This is a genomic window from Mycobacterium sp. Marseille-P9652, assembly GCF_902652685.1.
Lineage (GTDB): Bacteria > Actinomycetota > Actinomycetes > Mycobacteriales > Mycobacteriaceae > Mycobacterium.
Genome location: NZ_CACRUY010000002.1, coordinates 291,710 through 311,979, shown reverse-complemented (window position 1 = coordinate 311,979; position 20,270 = coordinate 291,710). Strand labels below are relative to the sequence as shown.

5 protein-coding genes are annotated in these 20,270 nt (G+C 65.4%); 3 read left to right on the top strand and 2 right to left on the bottom strand.

Annotated features, from left to right (window positions below; genetic code table 11):
* Positions 1-195 precede the first annotated feature (195 nt).
* Both GPY60_RS27470 and GPY60_RS02645 read right to left on the bottom strand, forming a co-directional pair.
* Positions 196-2,367 (bottom strand): PE family protein, encoded by a 2,172-nt coding sequence (locus GPY60_RS27470; protein WP_156686008.1) that lies wholly within the window; start codon positions 2,365-2,367, stop codon positions 196-198.
* A 391-nt stretch (positions 2,368-2,758) separates the two neighbouring features.
* On the bottom strand, positions 2,759-13,921 hold the full coding sequence (locus GPY60_RS02645) for a type I polyketide synthase (protein ID WP_156686007.1): 11,163 nt from the start codon (positions 13,919-13,921) through the stop codon (positions 2,759-2,761).
* Positions 13,922-14,609: 688 nt separating this feature from the next.
* On the opposite strand from GPY60_RS02645, the gene GPY60_RS02640 reads away from it, so the two are divergent.
* The 3 genes from GPY60_RS02640 (at position 14,610) to pe (ending at position 20,265) form a co-directional block, all read left to right on the top strand.
* Entirely contained in the window at positions 14,610-16,031 is a 1,422-nt protein-coding gene (locus GPY60_RS02640; RefSeq protein ID WP_156686006.1) for a condensation domain-containing protein, read from the top strand.
* Positions 16,032-16,108: 77 nt separating this feature from the next.
* Entirely contained in the window at positions 16,109-19,129 is a 3,021-nt protein-coding gene (locus GPY60_RS02635) for an MMPL/RND family transporter (RefSeq protein ID WP_255457203.1), read from the top strand.
* Positions 19,130-19,131: 2 nt separating this feature from the next.
* Positions 19,132-20,265: an acyltransferase PE gene (pe, locus tag GPY60_RS02630; protein ID WP_156686005.1), complete on the top strand. Its 1,134-nt coding sequence runs from the start codon at positions 19,132-19,134 to the stop codon at positions 20,263-20,265.
* The last annotated feature ends 5 nt before the right edge of the window (positions 20,266-20,270 follow it).

Here is a 20,270-nt window from a genome sequence, read left to right as displayed (position 1 = left end):
CGGGATGCCCGGTTACGCGGCGGCCGACGGCCGCTGATCGGTTGTGCCAGTCCGCGCGAAGTTGGTCTGACGCGGCGTTGTTGGGCAGGACCCATGCGCGACTAGCATTAAGTCAAAGGGCACCCGACGACATGGCCTGCTGAGTCATCCTCAGCAGGCCATGTCGTCGGTTCTAGCAGGAACCCTCGGTGTCAGTTACTTGGGGCCGATGCTTAGCAAGCCGGAAATAAGAGTCCCGTTGTTGATAAAGCCCGACATGAGACCACTGTCAAAGCCTTGCTCGATGAAGATGGGGACGCCCGGCAGGCTCAGCGTATTCACCAGGAGCTGGTACTCACCGGGCGTGAGGAGGCCGCTAAAGGTCGACATCAGCGGGGTGCTCAGAATGAGGTTTGTCAACGGAACGTGGCCGGAGACGCCGTGGTTGTAGATGCCCGAGACCAAGCCATCAATATTGGTTCCGTCGATGACTGTGTTCATGATCCCCGAGCCGAAGCCGTCGGCTAATGCTCCGTCGGTGAACGTGTTCATTAAGCCCGACACCGTATTACCGGTGTTGAAGAAGCCCGAGGTCCCGACACCGGTGTTGCCGAAGCCGGAGTTAACGGCCGTGGGGTCGCCGCTGCCGAGGATAGGCACCGTACCGCCGAAGAACCCGGTGTTCAGGCTGCCCGAGTTGAAGAAGCCCGTGTTGATGTTGCCCAGGTTCCCCACGCCCGTATTGACGTTGCCCGCGTTCCAGAGGCCCGTATTGAAGTTGCCTCCGTTCCCGAAGCCCGTGTTCCAGCTGCCCGAGTTTCCGAAGCCGGTGTTGAACCCGCCCAAGGGGGACAACGGGCCATAGGGTGTGTTGGAGCCGGGTGCGGCGTCGATCAGGTTGGTTACGGGCAAACCGGAGTTGCCGAAGCCCGTGTCGAACATGCCCGAGTTCAAGGCGCCGAAGTTCGCGACGCCGGAGTTGCCGAAGCCCATGTTGTTGAAGGTGCCCGCGAGCGGGAAGGCCGTATTGAAGCCGGAGTTGCCGATGCCGATGTTGCCGACACCCGAGTTGAAGAACCCGATGTTGCCCGCACCCGAGTTGAACAATCCGAGGTTGCCACTGCCCGAGTTGAGCAGCCTGGAGAAGTTGATGCCGAACTGACCGTTCCCGGTCAGCCCGACCCCGAAGTTGCCGACGCCGGTGTTTCCGAGGCCCCAGTTGCCCGCACCGGTATTGCCGCCACCGATGTTGCCGATGCCGGTGTTTCCCAGGCCCCAGTTGAGGTTGCCCGTGTTTCCGAAGCCGTAGTTGGTGTTGCCGAAGTTCCCGCCGCCCCAGTTGCCGCCACCCAGCGGAAGCCCGGCGGGGAGGAAGCCGCTGTTGCCGAAGCCGACGTTGTTGATGCCGATGTTTCCGGAACCGAAGTTGAAGAAGCCGGTGTTCCCGTTGCCGAAGTTGTAGAGGCCTCGGTTACCGAAGCCGAAATTGGGCAGGTAGTTGAAGAAGCCCGCATTGAAGAGGCTGTCAACCACCGCGGGCGGCAGGTTGAAGAGGTTCGGGATACCCGGGAGGCCGCCCAGGAGACCGCCCAGGAGACCAGTCAGGCCGCCCAGGCCCGGGACGCCGCCGCCCAAGAGGCCGCCCAGACCACCTGTCAGGCCGCCCAGCAGGCCACCCAGGCCGCCCAGACCCGGGAGGCCGCCGCCCAAGAGGCCGCCCAGACCACCCGTCAGGCCGCCGAGAAGTCCACCCAGGCCGCCGCCCAGACCCGTGAGGCTGCCCAGGAGCCCCGTCAGGCTGCCCAGACCCGGCAGAGCCGGGAAGGTCAGAGCCGGGAAGGTCAGAGCCGGGAAGCTGGGCAGAGCCGGGAAGCCCGGCAGCCCGCCCAGCCCCGGCAGAGCCGGCAAGCCCGGCAGACCACCCAGGCCCGGCAGCGCCGGCAGACCCAGGCCGCCGCCCAGATCCGGCAAGCCCGGCAGGAGCGGAGCCGCGCTTGTCAGACCCGGGACGCCGCCCGGCAGACCCAGGGTGCCGACTGAGGGCACAGCACCGGCCACCTGACTCTCAAAGGCTTGCAGGCTGTTCAGCGCCTGCAACGGCGAGGCGTTAGCCAGCTCGGCGGCTGTGTAGGCGAGTCCCGCCTGGCTCAAGGCCTGCGTGAACTGGGCCTGGAACATCGAGGCCTGAGCGCCGAGAGTCTGAAAAAGCTGCCCGTGCTCGGAGAACAGCGATGCCACCACCGCCGACACCTCGTCAGCACCGGCGGCAAGCACGCTCGTCGTCGGGCCGGCCGCCGCTGCATGTGCGTTCGTCAGCGCAGAGCCGATGTTGGAAATATCCGCTGCCGCCGAGTTCAGGAACTCCGGAGCCGCCGATAGAAAAGACATCGCTTACCTCCCCGTTACGCGCCGACAGGCATCGGCTCACATGTGTGTATACATCACACTGACGCGGAGTGTGCGCGAATGGCGAAAACGGAATGATTATTTTCGGTGATCGTCGGCCCGCGCGTTCGCGCTGGTGAGAGCTGCGCGGGGCGGCCATTAATTAGGCGCATGCTGAATAACTGAGCACAGCGAATTATGCGAAAACGAGCATTTTCAGTTTTCACGCGCCGGCAACTAGCGGCTTATTGGACTAACGTCTAGTTATATCTCAATCGCGTATCGACGCGAAATCGGGTCCTCCGGCTCACGGTGTCCATCTGCCATTTTCAGGGTGATGCGAGACCGAACTGCCGGCGCCGGCGAGATGCGCGCGCACGCAAGCACACGCTCGTCACGCGGCGTCGGGCGCGCCAGGATCCGTATCGGGCCGTTCCGGCACCTGACTGGCCAGGTACTCGGCGAGCGAACCGATCGTCGGATAGTCGAATAACGCGGTCGCGCTGATCGCGAACGCACCCCCGAACTGGGGGACCAACCGATTGCTGAATTCGACCGCCATCAGCGAATCGGTGCCCAGGTCCAAGAACCGGCTGGTCGCGGCCGGCGGTTGTGCGAGCCGGAGGAAGCTCTGTACTTCATACCGTAGGTATTCGGTGAGGAAACTGCCGCGTTGCGCCTCAGGCACCTCCTGCAGTTGCCGGAGCAACTCGCTGTCCCCGGGTGTCGCCGCGACAGCGCTCGGCAGAACGTGGTCGAGAATCGACGGGCGCGAGGCGCCCAGGCCGCTCTTCGCGGCACGCTGCCAATTGGCTTTGATGACGGTGGCCTGCGACGTCCCGTGCGCGATGATGTCGTCGAGCGCCGCGAGGGCGGCAGCCGGTTCCAACGGAATCAGGCCTTGCGCACTGAGATTGGCCCGCGCGGCGCGGGAAGTGGCCATGCCACCCTTCGCCCAGGGACCCCAGTTGACGCTGGTCGCGGGCAGGCCTTTCGCCCTGCGCTCCGCAACGAGCCCGTCGAGCAGCGCATTGGCGGTCGAGTAGTTGGCCTGACCGGGCGAACCGAGCACGCTGGAAGCCGAAGAGTACACGACGAAGAAGTCCAGATCGTCGTTCTTCGTCAACCGGTCCAGGTGACACGCGCCCAATGCCTTGGGAGCCAATGTCATTCGGAAGCGTTCCAGGCTCTGCTGCGGTAGCAGCGCGTCGTCGAGCACTCCCGCCAGGTGGGCTATCCCAGCCAGCGGCGGTAACTCCGTCCTGATCCGCTCCAGCAGCTCGGCGACCTGGGCCTCGTCCCCGACATCGGCGGCAAAGGTGTGGATGCGGCACCGGTAGCGCTCGGTGATGTCAGCGATCGCCCGCTGTGCGTCACCGTCGGGCGCGCGCCGGCTGGTCAGCACGATGTCACCCGCCCCGAGTTGGGCCAGGTGAGCGGCGGTGTTCAGGCCGAGTGCACCGAGACCACCGGTGATCAGATAGCTCCGATCGTGGTGCGGCTGTAGCGGTTTCGGCATCTGCAGCACGATCTTGCCGATATGCCGCGCCTGTTGCATGCGACGGAATGCGGCCTTGGCCTCAGTCAACGGGTAGACCTCGGCCGCGATCGGGGCCAGCTCGCCGCTGGCCATACTGTCGGCCAGCTCCGCCAGCAGGTTCCCCACCCGCTCGGGCTCTCGCTCGATGCACCCGTCCAGCGCGATGATCTCGTAATCGATATCGGGACGAGCCGCCGCCATTTGCTGCGGAGACCAGATGTCGCGCTTGGCGATCTCGGCGAACCGGCCCCCCTGCGCGGTAGCGCGCACGGTCGCAGCGATGAATCCCTCGTTCGTCAGACTGTTGAGCACCACATCAACGCCCGAGCCGCCGGTGTCCGCCAAAATCTGATCCGCGAAATCCGTACTGCGCGAGTCGTACACGTGTTCCACGCCCATCTCGCGCAGCGCCGCACGTTTGTAGGCGCTGGCGGTGGCGAAGACGGTCGCACCTCGCTGCTGTGCCAACTGGATCGCGGCCAGTCCGACGCCCCCGCTTGCGGCGTGGATGAGCACGCGGTCACCGGGCCGCACCTTCGCCCAGTCAAATGCAAGCCGGGCCGTGAGCGCCCCGGCGGGTATCGTGGCCGCCGCTACCGCGCTCAGCCCCTTCGGCACCGCCGACAGGAACTGGGCGGGCACGTTGACACGGGTGGCGAATCCACCCGGCATGAAGCCGAAAACCCGCTGGCCGAACTCGAATTCGGTAACGCCGGCTCCCAACTCCGTCACGACGCCGGAGAGGTCACCACCGATCATCCCAGGATCGCCTGGGTAGAGGCCGAGCACATTGAGCACGTCCCGGAAGTTGAGGCCCGCGGCCTCTACGCGGATCTGCACATGGCCCGCCATCGGCGGCGACACTTCCGTCTCGACAAGACGCAGGTTGTCGATCGCGCCCCGTTCGGTCGGCGCCAGGATGTAATCGGTCGCGCGGGGTACCGCCAGCGGGCCGCCGCGCGCCCATGGCACCAGCCGCGGCACCAAGCACTTGCCTTGTCGCAGTGCGAGTTCGGGTTCGGGTTCGGGTTCGGAAAGAGTTGTGTCCACCGTGCCGAGTAGCCCGGTCAGCAATCGCACGGCATCGTCGAAATCGTCGCAGTCGACCAACCTACAACGCAGGGACGGCTGCTCGGCGATCATGGTACGGCCGAATCCCCACAGCGCCGATTGCGCCGGGTCGACCGGCTCGCCCGGTTCGGTCGCCACGGCCCGTCCGGTGACGATCCACAATCCTCCGGTGAGTTTCACGTCTTGCTGCGCCGAAAGTGTTTGCGCGATTGTGAGCAGCTGGTCGATCTCCGTCTCCAACCGCCCGGCGAATTCGACCGTCGATTCTTCTGTGCGCGGTCGGCCGGTACTGCGCCAGACAATGCCGGAGACCGGGGCACCGCGCTCCCGAGCCTGTGCGAACAGCCGCTCCCACGCTCCCGGATCCTCTGAAAGCGAATTGATCGAGTCACGTTGCAACACAATGGAACCCGGCAGCTCGGCCGCGAGGTCGTCAAACCCGATGACGAGCCAGGTGCCGTCGCCGCTCTCGGCAACGTCGCCTGACGCCGCCGGCGGCGTTTCCTGCCAGCCGAGGGTGTACAGGTTCCGGCTGGCATCGCCGCCGAGCCCGCGCAACAAAGCTTCCCGGGGGGCGCGCTTTACGGTGAAGCCGCTGATTTCGCCCAACTGCCGACCGTCCCGATCCACGAAATCAAGGTCGAAGACCTGCGTTTCGCTGTCGACACCGCCGGACTGCCAACGCGCACGGCAGTAGAACCGCCGCGGCATCTTCTCGCGCAGCGCCACCCGCCCATACCGCAGCGGCAAGAAAAGATCCCCCATGAGGCCGCCATCCTCGGTTGCCGCGAGAACCGCGGGAAAGGCCGGGAAGGCGATTCCGGTGCACAGGTCCAGCAGCACCGGATGGATCGGCTCGCTTCCGAGTTGTTCGGCGAGCTCGTCACCGACGACGATGTCGCCAACCGCCTCGCCGTCACCGGCCCACAGCGATTTGAGGGAAGTGGACCAGGTGGGGCCCCACGCCAGCTCCATGTCGGCGAAAATGCCGAACAGCTCCTGCGGACGCTTGCGGCTCATCCGCTCGCACGCGGCATCCACGGAATCCGTCGGATTCGATGTCGGCTCCGATGCGGGCTCCACCGGCAGGCCCTGGTCGGCGCCGCTGACAATCCGGCCATCGGCGTTCAACGACCACTCGGCGTCTCGCTCACCGTATGGACGGCTGTGTACCTGGAAGGTCCGGCCGCCACCGTCCCCCACCGGATGCACGGTCAGCTGCACCTCCCGGGAACTCTTGTCGCCCAGAATGATCGGTTCGTAGAAGAAGACATCGTGCACCTGCGCCGGCGTCCCGACCGCGGCAATCGCCATCGCCGCGTACGTCGCTCCCGGAACGACAACGGTTCCATAGATGACGTGATCCGACAGCCACGGCTGCGATTTGATGGACCACCGGCTGGTGTACACGGAGTCCCCGGAGGCGAGATCCTTTGCGCTGCCCAGGATCCCGGATACGGCGGCACCGTGTGAGTCCAAAACGGCGAGGCCCGAAACCTTGGGCCAGAAGTGACGGCGCTGGAACGGATATGTCGGTAGTTCGAGCCTGCGGCGCGGCTGGTGATGCAGTGCGGCGAAATCGGGCCGGTGCCCGGCGACATAGGCCGCGGCCAGCGCTTCTGCGGTCTGGCGGCGCGCGTCGGTGCCCTTGCGCAGGGAAACGATCGCGCGCGGCGCGGCCGCGGATTCCGGCCACACCTGAACGGCAGCCGCGGTCAGAACCGGCTGGGGTCCGATCTCCATCAAGACCGAGCAGCGCAGGGCCGCCACGGTGCGGACGCTGTCGGCGAACTGCACCGGCTGGCGGGAATGCCGCCGCCAATACTGTGCGTCCGGTGGGTTTTCCGCGGTGAGCACCGCGCCGGTCCGGTTGCAGACCAACGGCAGCTCCGGCACGGCAAACTGCACCCGAGCCGCACACGACTCGAACTCGTCCAGCACCGGCTCCAGCAACTCCGAATGAAAGGCGTGACTGGTGTCCAGCCACGAGCACCGGATCCCGTCATTGCTGCATGTGGCGACGATCTGTTCCAGATCCGTGCCGGGCCCGGACAACACCGTGTTGGGGCCGTTGTAGGCAGCGACCGAAACCCGCGGAAATCCGTGGGCGAGTGCCTCCACGTGCTCGGGGTCGGCAAATACCGCCACCATCCGCCCGCCCTCGGGCAGGCTGCCGAACAGCCGGCCACGCTCGGCCAACAGTCGTGCCCCGTCCTCGAGGCTGAAGACGCCGGCCACACACGCCGCCGCGTACTGGCCCACGCTGTGCCCGAGCACCACGTCGGGTTCGATGCCCCACGACTGCCACAGCCGTGCCAGGCCCATCTCCACTGCGAACAGCGCCGGCTGAGCAAACGAGGTATGGCGCAACATCTTTGCGCTGTCCCGGTCGGCGCCGAACAGCACCTCCAGCAACGGATGCGGGAGCATCCCATCCACCGCTTCCGCGCATCGCGTCACGGTTTCGGCGAAAACCGGTTCGGCGTAGAACAACTCGCGCGCCATCCGCGGGTACTGGCTACCTTGCCCGGTGAACAACCACGCCGTCCTCGGCGGGTCGGCGCACTCACCGCGTACCACGCCCGGTCGCAGCCGATTCTCGGACAATTCGGTCAGCAACTCGCGAGCGGCCTGGATTGAACCGCCGCCCGAATCCACGACGATCGCGGCCCGGTGTTCGAAATGCGAACGCCCGACCCCCGCCGTGAAGCACACATCGGTGATGTCGGCCTTGGGGTGCGCGTCCAACCAGGCCCCATAACGCTGCGCCAACGCCATCAACGCCTGGGGTGAGCGCGCCGATAGCGGCAACACGCTGACCGGCTCGCCCGATGCCTCCGACTCCGGCGCCTCATCCACACCGGGAAAGACGTCAGGGACGGCGTCGTCCGGGGTGTATTCGTCGGCGCTTGCCGCTCGGCGCGGCGCCTCCTCGATGATCACGTGTGCGTTGGTTCCGGTGAATCCGAAGGAACTCACCCCGGCGCGTCGGGGCTTGCAGTTGGCTTGCCAGGGAATCGCCTTGTCAACGACCCGCACCGGCAACGAGTCCCACGGAATATGCGGCGACGGTTCCTCGAAGTGCAGGTTCTGGGGCAGAACCTCGTGCTGCAAAGACAACACGACCTTGATCAGACCGGCGATTCCGGCCCCCGACTCGAGGTGCCCGATATTGGTCTTCACCGAGCCCAGCAGCAGCGGGCGGTCGGCGTCGCGGCCGCCACCGTAGGCGGCTGCGGCGGCCTGGACCTCGATCGGGTCACCGAGCGATGTGCCGGTCCCGTGCGCCTCGAGGTAGTCGACATCTCGCCCCTCGATACCGGCACGAGCCAGCGCCGCCGCGATAAGCCGTTGCTGCGCACCCCCGTTGGGCACGGTCAAACCGCTGGACGCGCCGTCCTGATTGACCGCGCTGCCCGGGATGACCGCGCAAATCCGATCGCCGTCGCGCTCGGCATCGCCGAGCCTCTTGAGCACCAGGATCCCGCATCCCTCGCTGCGCACGTAGCCGTCGGCGGCAGCGTCGAACGTCTTGCATCGACCGTCCGGGGACAGCATCCCCGCGCGTGAGGCGGCAACGATCGATGCTGGGCTCAGCAAAACGTTCACCCCGCCTGCCAGCGCCAGGTCGCAGTCACCGGTGCGCAACGCCTGGCATGCCTGGTGGACGGCCACCAGCGACGCGCTGCATGCCGTATCCACCGCCATCGCCGGTCCTTCCAGCCCGAGTGCGAAGGCAACACGACCCGCGATGGCATTGAGCGCATTGCCGGTGATGAAATGTGCTTCCAGGGTCTCGATTGGGTTGGCGGACAGCAGATGCGAATACTCGTTTGCGGCCACGCCGACGAACACGCCGCTTCGGCTGCCACGCAACGCCGTAGGCGAATACCCGGCGCGTTCCAGGCCCTCCCACGCGATTTCCAGCATCAACCGCTGCTGCGGATCCATCCATACGGCCTCGCGCGGGGAGATGCCGAAGAATTCCGGATCGAATCCGTCGATTCGGTCGAGGTATCCGCCGAAGCGGCTGTAGGTCTTGCCCGCCGTCTCGGGGTCCGGGTCGAAATACTCGTCGACGTCGTAGCGGTCGTCCGGGATCTCCCGGATCGCATCGACACCGGCCGACAGCAACTCCCAGTACGCCTCGGGGTCGGGCGCACCGGGGAAGCGGCAGGCCACCGCGACGATGGCGATCGGCTCGTCCGTGCGTCCTGATGTAAGTGGGGTCGTTGCGGGGCCCCGCCGGGCCGCCAAAGTGGCACTCGAATCGGCGTCCGAACTGGCAGCCTGTGCGCCGATGCTGAGGACGTCACAGAGCAGGTAGTCCGCCACGTCGACCAGACGGGGATAGTCCATCGCCAGAGTCGCCGGCAGCTCCTTGCCCACGGCATGCTCCACCCGTCGCCGAAGTTCAACGGCCATCAGCGAATCCATACCGACATCGAAGAACCCGGCCTCGTCGCGGATTTCCGCCGCATCGATCCGTGTCACCTCGGCTACCACGCCGCGCAGGTAGTCCACGACGAGTTTCTTCCGCTGCTGCGCCGGAGCCATGGTGAGCTGCTCCACCAGTCGGGTGGTTCCGGGCGACGTGAGCGCTGGCGACTCGGGCACCTCCCGCTCCAGCTCCTCCAGGAACGACCGCTTCCCGGCCAGTTGGTAGAGCGGCACGAAGCTGGCCCAGTCGATCCGTGCCACAATCCCTTCTGCGCCTTTTCCTGACGAAGCCACCATGAGCTCGGCCATCCCCGCCAACGCATCGGCGGGAGACAACGTTTTGACTCCTCGTTTCTCCAGTTCCGCGCGGGCGGCCGCGTCGGCCATGCCCGCCGACCCCCACGGGCCGAAACTGACACTGATGCCGGGGATGCCCTGCTCGCGCTGCCGCCGGGCCAGCCCGTCGAGAAAGGCGTTGGCCGCGCTGTACGCGGCCTGGCCGAAGCTGCCCCATGCCGCGGAGATCGAGGAGGTGCTCAGGAAGAAGTCCAACGGAATGTCCGCGGTGGCTTCGCTCAAATACCAAGCGCCCCAGACCTTCCCGGCGAACACTCGATCTACTTCGGCGTCCTCCAACGTTTGTAGCGGTGTTGAGCTGATCTCTCCCGCGGCGTGCACGATGCCGGCCAGCGGCGGTAGCTCGCTGTGTACGGTGCCCAAAAGACGTGCGACGTCGTGCGGATTGGCGACATCGGCGGCGATGACGCGGATTTCGCAGCCGTGCTGTTCGCGAATCGCATCGATGCGCTGTTGCACGGCATCACGAGGCGGGCGTCGGCCGACAAGCAGCAGGTGGCCGGCGCCGTGCGCAGCCAGGTATCCGGCTATTTCCAATCCGACCCCGCCCAGGCCGCCAGTCACCAGATATGTTGCGTCATCACGCAGTTCCAACGGTGTCGCGATCGGCTGCCCGGCGCGCCGGGTCAGCCGAGGTACATAAACCGTTTGATCGCGCAGCGCGACTTGGTCTTCGGCGCGCGGTGCAGCCATCAGGTGGTCGATCAATCGCGTCCAAACACCCTCTTCCAAGGGACCATCGTCTGGAAGATCCGCCAGTCCGCCCCACAGTCGCGGATATTCCAGCGCGGCGGCACGACCGAGCCCCCACATGCAGGATTGCACCGGTGACACCGTGTCGCCGCTGGTGACCCGCTGCGCTCCGCGGGTCAGCACCCAAATGGCTGTGCGGAGTTCGGCGGCGGCCGCGGCGCGCAAGAGTCGCCGTGTCCCGCCGACGATTCGGTGTTGCATCCGCAGCAGCGACTGCGTCGACGATGTTCCGACCGAGAGCGCCGCGAGATGCAGAATTCGGGTCGTCGGTTCGTCCGCCACCGCAGCACGTAACGTAGCTTCGAGTTTTTCCTCGTCGACGTCGGAGGCTGGCAGTCCGAGGATGCGATGCCGGTGCCCGCGGGCGGTCAGCGCGCCGACCAATGGCTTGATGGCATCGGCATCGTCGCCGATGAGGATCCAGGCAGAACCCCCGGGAAGTTCCGCCTGGGCGGCCTCTGAGGCCTTGACAGCGGATTTGTCCCAGCGAATCTCGTAACGGCAGTCCGTGATGGATTGCGCTTCACGCTGCTGGTTGTGTTGTGCGGCGAGCTGTTTCAGCACATCGACGGTGTGCTGATCGCCGCTGCCGCCGTCGAGTTGCGCGGCGAGCTCCTCGATCCGGCCGTCTTCCAGAAGCCGGACGGCCTCGGTGCGCGTGGCTGCGCTCTGGTCGGAGATCCGGGTGCGCGCGATCCGCTGCTCGCGGAACCAGTACGGGCGATGCTGAAAGGGGTAGGTGGGTAGGTCGAGCTTGTGTGCGCGTCCGTGCTGCAGGGCAGTGAAGTCGGGCCGGTGCCCCATCACGTAGGCATTGGCCAGGGCGTCGGTGATCTGGCGGTGGTCGGCGGTGTTGCGGCGCAACGAGGCGATTGCCCGTGGTGCGGTTGCCGGGTCAGGCCACGCACGCAGGGCTGCGGCGGCGAGCACCGGTTGCGGACCGACCTCCAGCAGCAGCGTGCACCTGAGATCGGCCAGGGTGCGCACGCTTTTGGCGAACTCGACCGGCTGCCGGGCGTGGCCGCGCCAATAGGCGCCGTCCAGTTTTGCATTTCTGCCCAGGGCGGTGCCGGTGCGATTGCACACCAATGTTCGTTGTGGCGAACGGAACTGGAACCCGTTCGCATACGATTCGAATTCGTCGAGGACCGGATCCAGGAGCGCCGAATGGAAGGCATGACTGGTATCCAGCCAGTCACAGCGCACACCGTCCGCCTCCAGTCCCGCCACCGCCCGGTCCAGGTCCTGCGCGGGTCCCGACAGCACGGTATTGGCGCCGTTGTACGCGGCCACCGACAAGCTCGGAAACGTATCGGTCAGGCCTTCCACGCGCTCGCCGGCAGCGAATACCGCGACCATGCGGCCGCCGGGGGGCAAACTGCCGAACAGGCGGCCGCGCTCGGCCAGCAACATGGCTCCGTCCTCGAGACCGAAGACGCCCGCGACGCAGGCGGCCGCGTATTGGCCGACGCTGTGGCCGATAACCACGTCCGGCTCGAAGCCCCACGACTGCCAAAGTCTGGCAAGGCCCATCTCAATCGCGAACAAGGCCGGCTGGGCATAGCATGTTTGCCGCAAGGTCTCTTGGCTGTCTGGGCCGTCCGAATCGAAAACCACGTTCAGCAAGGGTTTTTCGAGCACGCCATCGATCACCTCGGCGCACCGGGTCATCGTCTCGGCGAACACCGGCTCGCTCTCGAACAACTCTCGGGCCATCCCGGCGAACTGGCTGCCTTGACCCGGGAACAACCATGCCGTCTGCGGCTTGTCGGCGCACACGCCCCGCACCAAACCCGGTGCCGGGCGGTCGTCGGCCAGCGCACCGAGTAACTCACGCGCGGATTCCGTCGAATTCACCACCAACGCGGCCCGGTGCTCCAGATGGGATCGCCCCGCCCCGGCGGTGAAGCACACATCGGACAACGCGGCCTCGGGATGCGCGCTCAACCAGCAGCGGTACCGATCGGCCAGCTGCACCAATGCGGCCGGGCTGCGCGCGGAGAGTGGAAGCACGCTGAACCGTCGGTCCGTGGACTGCCCGGTCGGAGCAGGCGCCCCGCCGAACTGGCCCACTTGACAGGGCGCTTCCTCGACGATGAGGTGCGCGTTGGTGCCGGAGAACCCGAAAGAACTGACGCCCGCGGCACGAGGTCGATCGTTGCGTTCCCATGCAGTCGTCTCGTCCACGACCCGCACCGGAAGCCGGTTCCAAGGTATGTGCGGCGACGGGTTGCGAAAATTCAAGTGCTTCGGCAACACTTCGTGCTCGAGCGACAGGATGACCTTGACCAGCCCCGCGATCCCCGCGGCGGCTTCCAGATGCCCGATGTTCGTTTTGACCGAACCGATCAGCAGCGGCGCGCCGGGGTCGCGCCCCTCGCCGAGTACCGCGGCCGCGGCCTGTACTTCGATTGGGTCACCCAGCGATGTGCCGGTCCCGTGCGCTTCCAGATATCCGACATCGCCGGCCGCGACGCCGGCTCGCTGCAGGGCCTCGGCGATGACCCGTTGCTGGGCAACACCATTCGGCACCGTCAAACCACCCGATGCGCCATCCTGGTTGACCGCGCTGCCCCGTATCACGGCCCGAATGCGGTCACCGTCGCGAATCGCGTCATCAAGACGTTTCACGACCACGACACCGCAGCCCTCACCCCGCACGTAACCGTCGGCCGCCGCGTCGAACGTCTTGCAGCGGCCGTCCGGGGCCAGCATCCGTGATTGGGAGAAGGTCATCATCGTTGCCGGGCTGATGAGGACATTCGCGCCACCGACCAGCGCGAGGTCGCACTCGCGCAGGCGCAGCGCTTGGCAGGCCTGATGGACTGCCACCAACGACGAGCTGCACGCCGTATCGACCGTGACCGCCGGTCCCTGCAGTCCCAGGCGATGACTGATCCGGCCCGCCGCCGCAGCGGCCGACGTGCCAATCGCCAAATAGGCTTCGATTTCCGCGGGGCCCAGCTCGTTGGACATCGTCGCCAGGTAGTCATGGGTCGACAAACCCATGAAAACGCCGGTCCTGGTGTCGGCCAAATTGGTTGGTGCGGCGCCAGAATGCTCCAGCGCCTGCCACGCGGTCTCCAGCAGCATCCGATGTTGCGGGTCCATCCACTCGGCCTCGCGCGTCGACACCCCGAAGAACGGCGCGTCAAACCCCGCTATGTCGTCGATGAATCCCGCCCGGCGGGTCGCGATCTTCCCGGGCGCCCCGGGATCCGGGTCGAACAACTCGTCGACATCCCAGCGGTCCTGAGGTACCTCCGAAACCGTTTCGCGCCCTTGCCGCAATATGTCCCAGAATCCATCCGCATCGTTAGCACCCGGCACGCGCACTGCGTAGCCGACGATCGCAAAACCCGGTGCCGGCGCCATCGGGTCTTCGAGAGATGCCATGCGGTTGTCCTCTCTATATTCCGCTATTGGATCCGTCGACGACTCGAGGCTCGCGAGCCCCGGCCGCGTCCGGGCCGCGTGAGTTGCCAACCACGTCGGAAACGCTCACTGCAAGCACCCAACCGACTTCAGCGGTTCGAGTGTGCGACGACCACGCGATCGGCAAGCGAGAGTCGGCTTTTTCCGTCAGCCGTGTTGGCGGCCTCCGGTGGGCTGGATTCACGATGCAACCTGCGGTTCCCCTTCCCGCGCAATGGCCTTCCGTTGGCCTTCCGCGGTCGACGGCCTGGTGAACACCAGAGGTGCCCCGTGCGCACAGGCGCCAGGGCACCCCCTGAGTTCGGGCCCAGTATCCGTTGTTCAACATATGTAGCGTAGCGGCAAGATCTAAGACAGACGTACCGTTGGGCGAAGTTGCCGAACATGTCGCGGCAGACCCGTAGAACCGGCGCGCCGCCCGCACTCTATCGGGCGGGCGGCCACCCAGGAGCCACGTTTCGCTCCAAAATTTGAGCCCGTCAGTTGTGGCGCCCCTCGGCGACGAGCGGCCCACCGCGGCGACGGCGGCCGCCCCCGTCGGGTGTCACACGTATCCGCGGATTCTCCGCAACGGTGATGGCCCAACGGGTTATCTTGATCTCGCCACCAGCGGGGCCCCACTGCAGCCGTACACACCTAGGAGCCATGAGTGCGCATCGGCAAAATCACGATCGGCTCACTTGGCGATTGGGCGCTGAGCCCGGGCGCGGTGACTTCCTGGCACGCGACAACCGCGGCGCAGGAAAAGGCCCTGCAAGCACCCGTGAGTTCTGTGCCGGTCAGCTACATGCAATCGCAACATATTCGTGGCTATCACGAACGCACTGTGGCGGGACTCGACTACTCCCGACAAATCATCGGTGCATGCGAGGTGCCCGGCCGGTGCGATATTGCTGCCATGAATCACGCCCTCAACTCTTACCTGCGCCGGCACGATACGTTCCGCAGTTGGTTCGAGTACACCGATAGCGGAGAAGTCGTCAGGCACAGCATCGACGACCCCGCCGATATCGAATTCGCGCCGACCCATCATGGGGAAATGAGTGCTCAGGAATTACACGACCATGTCGTGGCCATACCGAATCCCCTGCAGTGGGGTTGCTTCACCTTCGGGATTGTTCAGCGCACGGACAACTTCACGTTCTACGCGAGCATCGACCACGTCCACGGCGATGCCGCGCTGGTTGGCATCACGATGCTGGAGTCCCACGCGATGTACCAGGCGCTGGCGGGAGGCGGACAGCCGCTGGCGCTGCCGGACGCCGGCAGCTTTGACGATTTCTGCCTCCAGGAACGCCGGTACGTGTCGTCTCTGACCATTGATTCGCCCCAGGTCCGCGCGTGGATCGACTTCGCCGAGAGTAACAATGGCGGCCTGCCCGAATTCCCCCTGCCGTTGGGTAACCCGTTGGAGCCGACCGTCAGTGCCATGACGACGGAAACGCTGATGGACGCCGAACAGACGGCGAGATTCGAATCAGCCTGCGCGGCGGCCGGCGCCCGTTTCGTCGGCGGCCTGTTCGCCTGCATCGCCCTGGTGGAACACGAGTTCACGGGCGCCGTCACGTATTACGGGCTCACCCCCCGAGACACCCGCAGGACTTCGGACAACTTCATGACTCAGGGTTGGTTCACCGGCCTGGTTCCTATCACCGTGCCGATCGGCGCGGCGTCTTTCGGTGACGCCGCCTGGGCAGCCCAGTCTTCCTTCGATTCGAGCCTGAACCTGGCCAGAGTGCCCTATTACCGCGTATTGGAATTGGCGCCCTGGCTGGACCGGCCTCGTCCCAACTTCCCGGTGTCGAATTTCTTCCACGGGGGCGCCGCCCCCATGAATGCTGTGCTTGCAGCCGCGGATTTGGGCTATGCGGACAACATCGGCATATATTCCGACGGGAGATATTCGTATCAGTTGACCACGTATATATTCATGTACGCGGGCGGGACGGCAATGGCGATGATGCACCCCGACAACCCTGTTGCCCATAAATCGGTCGCCCGTTACATGGCAGCGATGAAGTCTCTGTGTACGCGTGTCGCCGATAGCGGGCATTGGGGACGCGTTGCCTAGCGTGAAGTATTTCGACGTCGATTGCTTTTCTCAACAATGAGCGATCTGCAGCCACGCGTGAATGACATGGGGCCGAATTGCGACGGCTAGCCGAATTTGTGGTGCGGTGGCCCTGGGTGGTGATAGGACTTTGGGCCGCCATTGCGGTCGCACTGCCGCTGACGCTCCCGACTCTGGACGAGATGGCCGAGAGCCATCCGCTCGCCATCCTGCCCAGCGACGCGCCGTCCAGCGTGGCCGCGCGAAAGATGACCGAGGCGTTCCACGAATCGGGCACGGAAAACCTTCTGCTGGTGGTGCTGACCGACGAGAACGGTCTTGGTCCCCCCGACGAGGCCGCGTACCAGAAGCTCGTCGAGACGCTGCGCGGGGACAGCCGAGACGTCGTGATGTTGCAGGACTTCGTCAGCACGCCGTCCCTGCGTCCGGCCCTGACGAGCAAGGACCACAAATCCTGGGTGTTGCCCGTCGGCATCGCGGGCGAGTTGGGCACTCCGCGTTCCGACGCCTCATACACCCGGGTCGCCGCCCTCATCAAACAGGTCATCGGCCAAACGGCGGAGCGCGTGCCGGCCGGATCTCGGCTGACCGCACACCTCGCCGGGCCCGCGGCCACGGTGGCTGACCTCACCGCCGCCGGCCAACAGGATCGGCTTCCGATTGAGCTTGCAATCGCCGTCCTGGTGCTTGCCGTCCTCCTGGTGGTCTACCGCAACCCGCTCACCATGCTGCTGCCGTTGATAGCGATCGGGATATCGATGGCGATCGCACAGGCGGTGGTAGCGGCGGTCTCCCAACACAGCGGCTTGGGCGTTTCCAACCAATCCGTCGTATTTCTGAGCGCGATGGTCGCCGGGGCGGGAACGGACTATGCGGTCTTTCTCATCAGCCGCTATCACGACCACCTGCGGCTCGGTGCGGATTCCGATGAAGCGGTGAGGCGGGCATTGGCGTCGATCGGAAAGGTGATCGCCGCGTCCGCCGCCACGGTCGGGATCACATTTCTCGGCATCAGCTTCGCACGGATGGGAGTCTTCTCAACGGTCGGTGTGTCGTCGGCGATCGGCATCGGTGTCGTATTCCTGGCCGCGCTGACGTTGCTGCCGGCCATTCTGGCGGTCGCCGGGCCACGGGGCTGGGTCACGCCGCGGCGGGAATTGACCGCCCGATTGTGGCGGCGTTCGGGAATACGCATCGTCCGCCGGCCGAAGATCCATCTGGTCGCCAGCGTGCTCGTGCTGATCGTCCTGGCCAGCTGTGCCGGCTTGGTTCGCTACAACTACGACGATCGCAAGGCCCTGCGGTCGTCCGCTCCGAGTTCCGTCGGGTATGCGGCGCTTGATCGCCATTTCCCCGTCAACGAGTCCATTCCCGAATACATCCTGGTCCAGTCACCGCATGACCTGCGCACGCCGCGGGCGCTCGCCGACTTGGAGCAAATGGCCGGCCGGGTCAGCCAATTGCCGAACATCGCCGCGGTCAGGGGCATCACCCGACCCAGAGGCGTTGTGCCCGAAGAGTTCAGAGCGACATATCAGGCGGGCGCGATCGGCGCTCGCCTGGGCGCCGGGTCCGACGAGATCAGCGACCACGCCGATGACCTCAACCGACTGGTCAACGGCGCCAACACCCTGGCCGACAATCTCGGTGACGTCCGCGGCCGGGTCAACGAGGTCGCCCTCGGCATACAGGGTCTGATCGACGCGTTCTCGTCCATGAAGACCCAATATGGCGGAGACACGTTGGTCAAGGAGGTCGTCACCGCGGCCAAGCTGGTCAACAGCATCAATTCGCTCGGCCATAGCATCGGCCTGAACTTCGCGGCCATGAAGGACATGTTCGCCTGGGTGGGCCCGGTGTTGGGGGCACTCCAGGGTAATCCGGTCTGCGATGCCGATCCCTCGTGCAGCGCAACCCGCGGCGAATTTGAGCGCCTGGTCAATGCGCGTGGCGACGGAAGCCTCGACGAGATCAATGATCTGGCCCGGCAACTGCAGGCGTTCCAAGACAGACAGACCCTCAACGCATCGGTGGAACAGCTGCGTGGTGCGCTCTCCAACCTCGTGAAGGTGTTGCATTCCATGGGGCTCGACCAGCCCGGTGGGCTGCAGGCGGGCCTGACCCACCTTCAACAAGGCGCCGACCGATTCGCCGGCGGGAGCCGGCAGCTGGCTGACGGCGTGGAACAACTCGTAGACCAGATCAAACAAATGGATGCCGGCCTCAGGGACGCGTCGGCTTTCCTATTGGCGATGAAACATGATGCTGCCGAACCGTCGATGGCAGGGTTCAACATTCCGCCTCAGCTGCTGCGTATGGACGAATTCAAGAAGATCGCCAAGGCGTTCATCTCGCCGGACGGCCACTCGGTGCGCTACCTGGTTCAAACCAAACTCAATCCCTTCAGCGCCGAAGCGATGGATCAGGTCAACGCGATCACCGATACCGCTCGGGGTGCCCAACCGAACACCACCTTGGCGGACGCCTCGGTGACGATGGCGGGATATCCCGTCACGCTGCGGGACACGCGCAACTATTACGATCACGACATCCGATTCATCATCGCCGTAACCCTCGTCGTCGTCCTACTGACCCTGATGGCGCTGCTACGCGCGATCGTTGCACCGATATATCTGGTTGCTTCCGTGGTGATTTCGTACTTGTCGGCCGTCGGTATCGGCGTCCTGACGTTTCAACTCGCGCTCGGCCAGCGATTGCATTGGACAGTAGCGCCATTGGCGTTCGTGGTGCTGGTCGCCGTGGGAGCCGATTACAACATGCTCTTCGTCTCGCGAATGCGCGACGAGTCTCCCCACAGCATGCGTTACGGCGTCATCCGCGCCCTGGGCTCGACCGGCGGTGTGATCACCGCGGCCGGTTTGATCTTCGCCGCCTCGATGTGGGGCCTCCTGTTTTCCAGCATCGGAACCGTGGTCCAGGGCGGCTTCGTGATCGGCATCGGTATCTTGCTCGACACCTTCCTCGTTCGGACCATAACGGTCCCCGCAATGGCTACGCTGGTCGGACGGGCGAGTTGGTGGCCGTCACGGCTGAGATCTCAGAAAGCACCAGACTTGAGTCGAGCGAGCCGGGAGTAGGAATGAAGAAACTACTCGCAGCAGTTACCGCGTTGGTGACCGTCGGTGCCACAGGTCATTTCGGAGTCGGAGTGGCGTCGGCCGACGAATCGCCGGCCGACGGCACACCAGGCGACGGAACGGCCTACGCTCTCGGCGGAGCTCACGTCTTGGGAATTCCGTACGACGAGTACATACGCCGCGAGGGCGCCGAGTGGTTCCCAGGGTTGAAGCGAGAGATAGTCGGCTACCCCGCCGGGCAGGTCCAGGGGCACGTGCTGGAACGACTCTTCCCGGGCATAAGCCGGTTGGACGAAGCCTTTCCCGGCCTGGGCGTGAACGGCCCCAGCGTCGGTGAGTCGGTCGTCGTCGGGCAGGACAACCTCGACGCGGCGATCCGGAGAGGGGGTCCGGGCACGGCGATCGGCCTATCCGAAGGTTCGCTCGTGCTCGACGCCGAGCAGGCTCGGCTGGCGAGTGATCCGACCGCGCCACCGCCAGACCAATTGACGTTCAGCACATTTGGCGACCCGATTGCGCGTCACGGCTTCGGTGAGAGTTTCCTGACCGAGATGTTTCCAGTCGGCAGTGTCGTTCCCTTCCTCGACTACCGCGTACCGCCCCCCGTGGAGAGCCAATACGACACGAAGGTTTTCGTCTCCGCATACGACTCGATCGCCGACTTTCCCGACCGACCGGACAACCTGATGGCCCTCGCCAACACGCTCGTCGGCCTCGCGACCGGTCATACGGCGGTCGCCTTCACCAACCCGAGTATGGTGCCGGCGCAGAACATCAGGACCACCGTTAACTCCCGGGGCGGGACAACGACGACGTACCTGATTCCAGAAAAACATCTTCCGCTGGTATTGCCTTTGAAGTATCTCGGAGTGTCTGAGGACCTGCTGAATCAGCTTGACGCGGAACTGACACCGATGGTGAACGCGGGATATTCGCGAAACGACGATCCGGCGACCGCTCCGGTTCAAGTGGACCCGGTGAGGGGGTTCGACCCCGCAGCCGTCACTGCACCGGCGACCCAGGCGACCTTCGGCGGCGGCGCCGATCCGTTCTCGCAGGTTCTGTCCGGCGCAATGGCGGTGTTGAACCAGGGCATCCACCGACCCGAGGCGCCTGCGACAGGCGCGGGCCAGTAACGACC

Bases quoted from the DNA above. Each gene is read 5' to 3' on its own strand.
- GPY60_RS27470 (WP_156686008.1), bottom strand. From the start codon at position 2,367: ATGTCTTTTCTATCGGCGGCTCCGGAGTTCCTGAACTCGGCGGCAGCG.
- GPY60_RS02645 (WP_156686007.1), bottom strand. From the start codon at position 13,921: ATGGCATCTCTCGAAGACCCGATGGCGCCGGCACCGGGTTTTGCGATC.
- pe (WP_156686005.1), top strand. From the start codon at position 19,132: ATGAAGAAACTACTCGCAGCAGTTACCGCGTTGGTGACCGTCGGTGCC.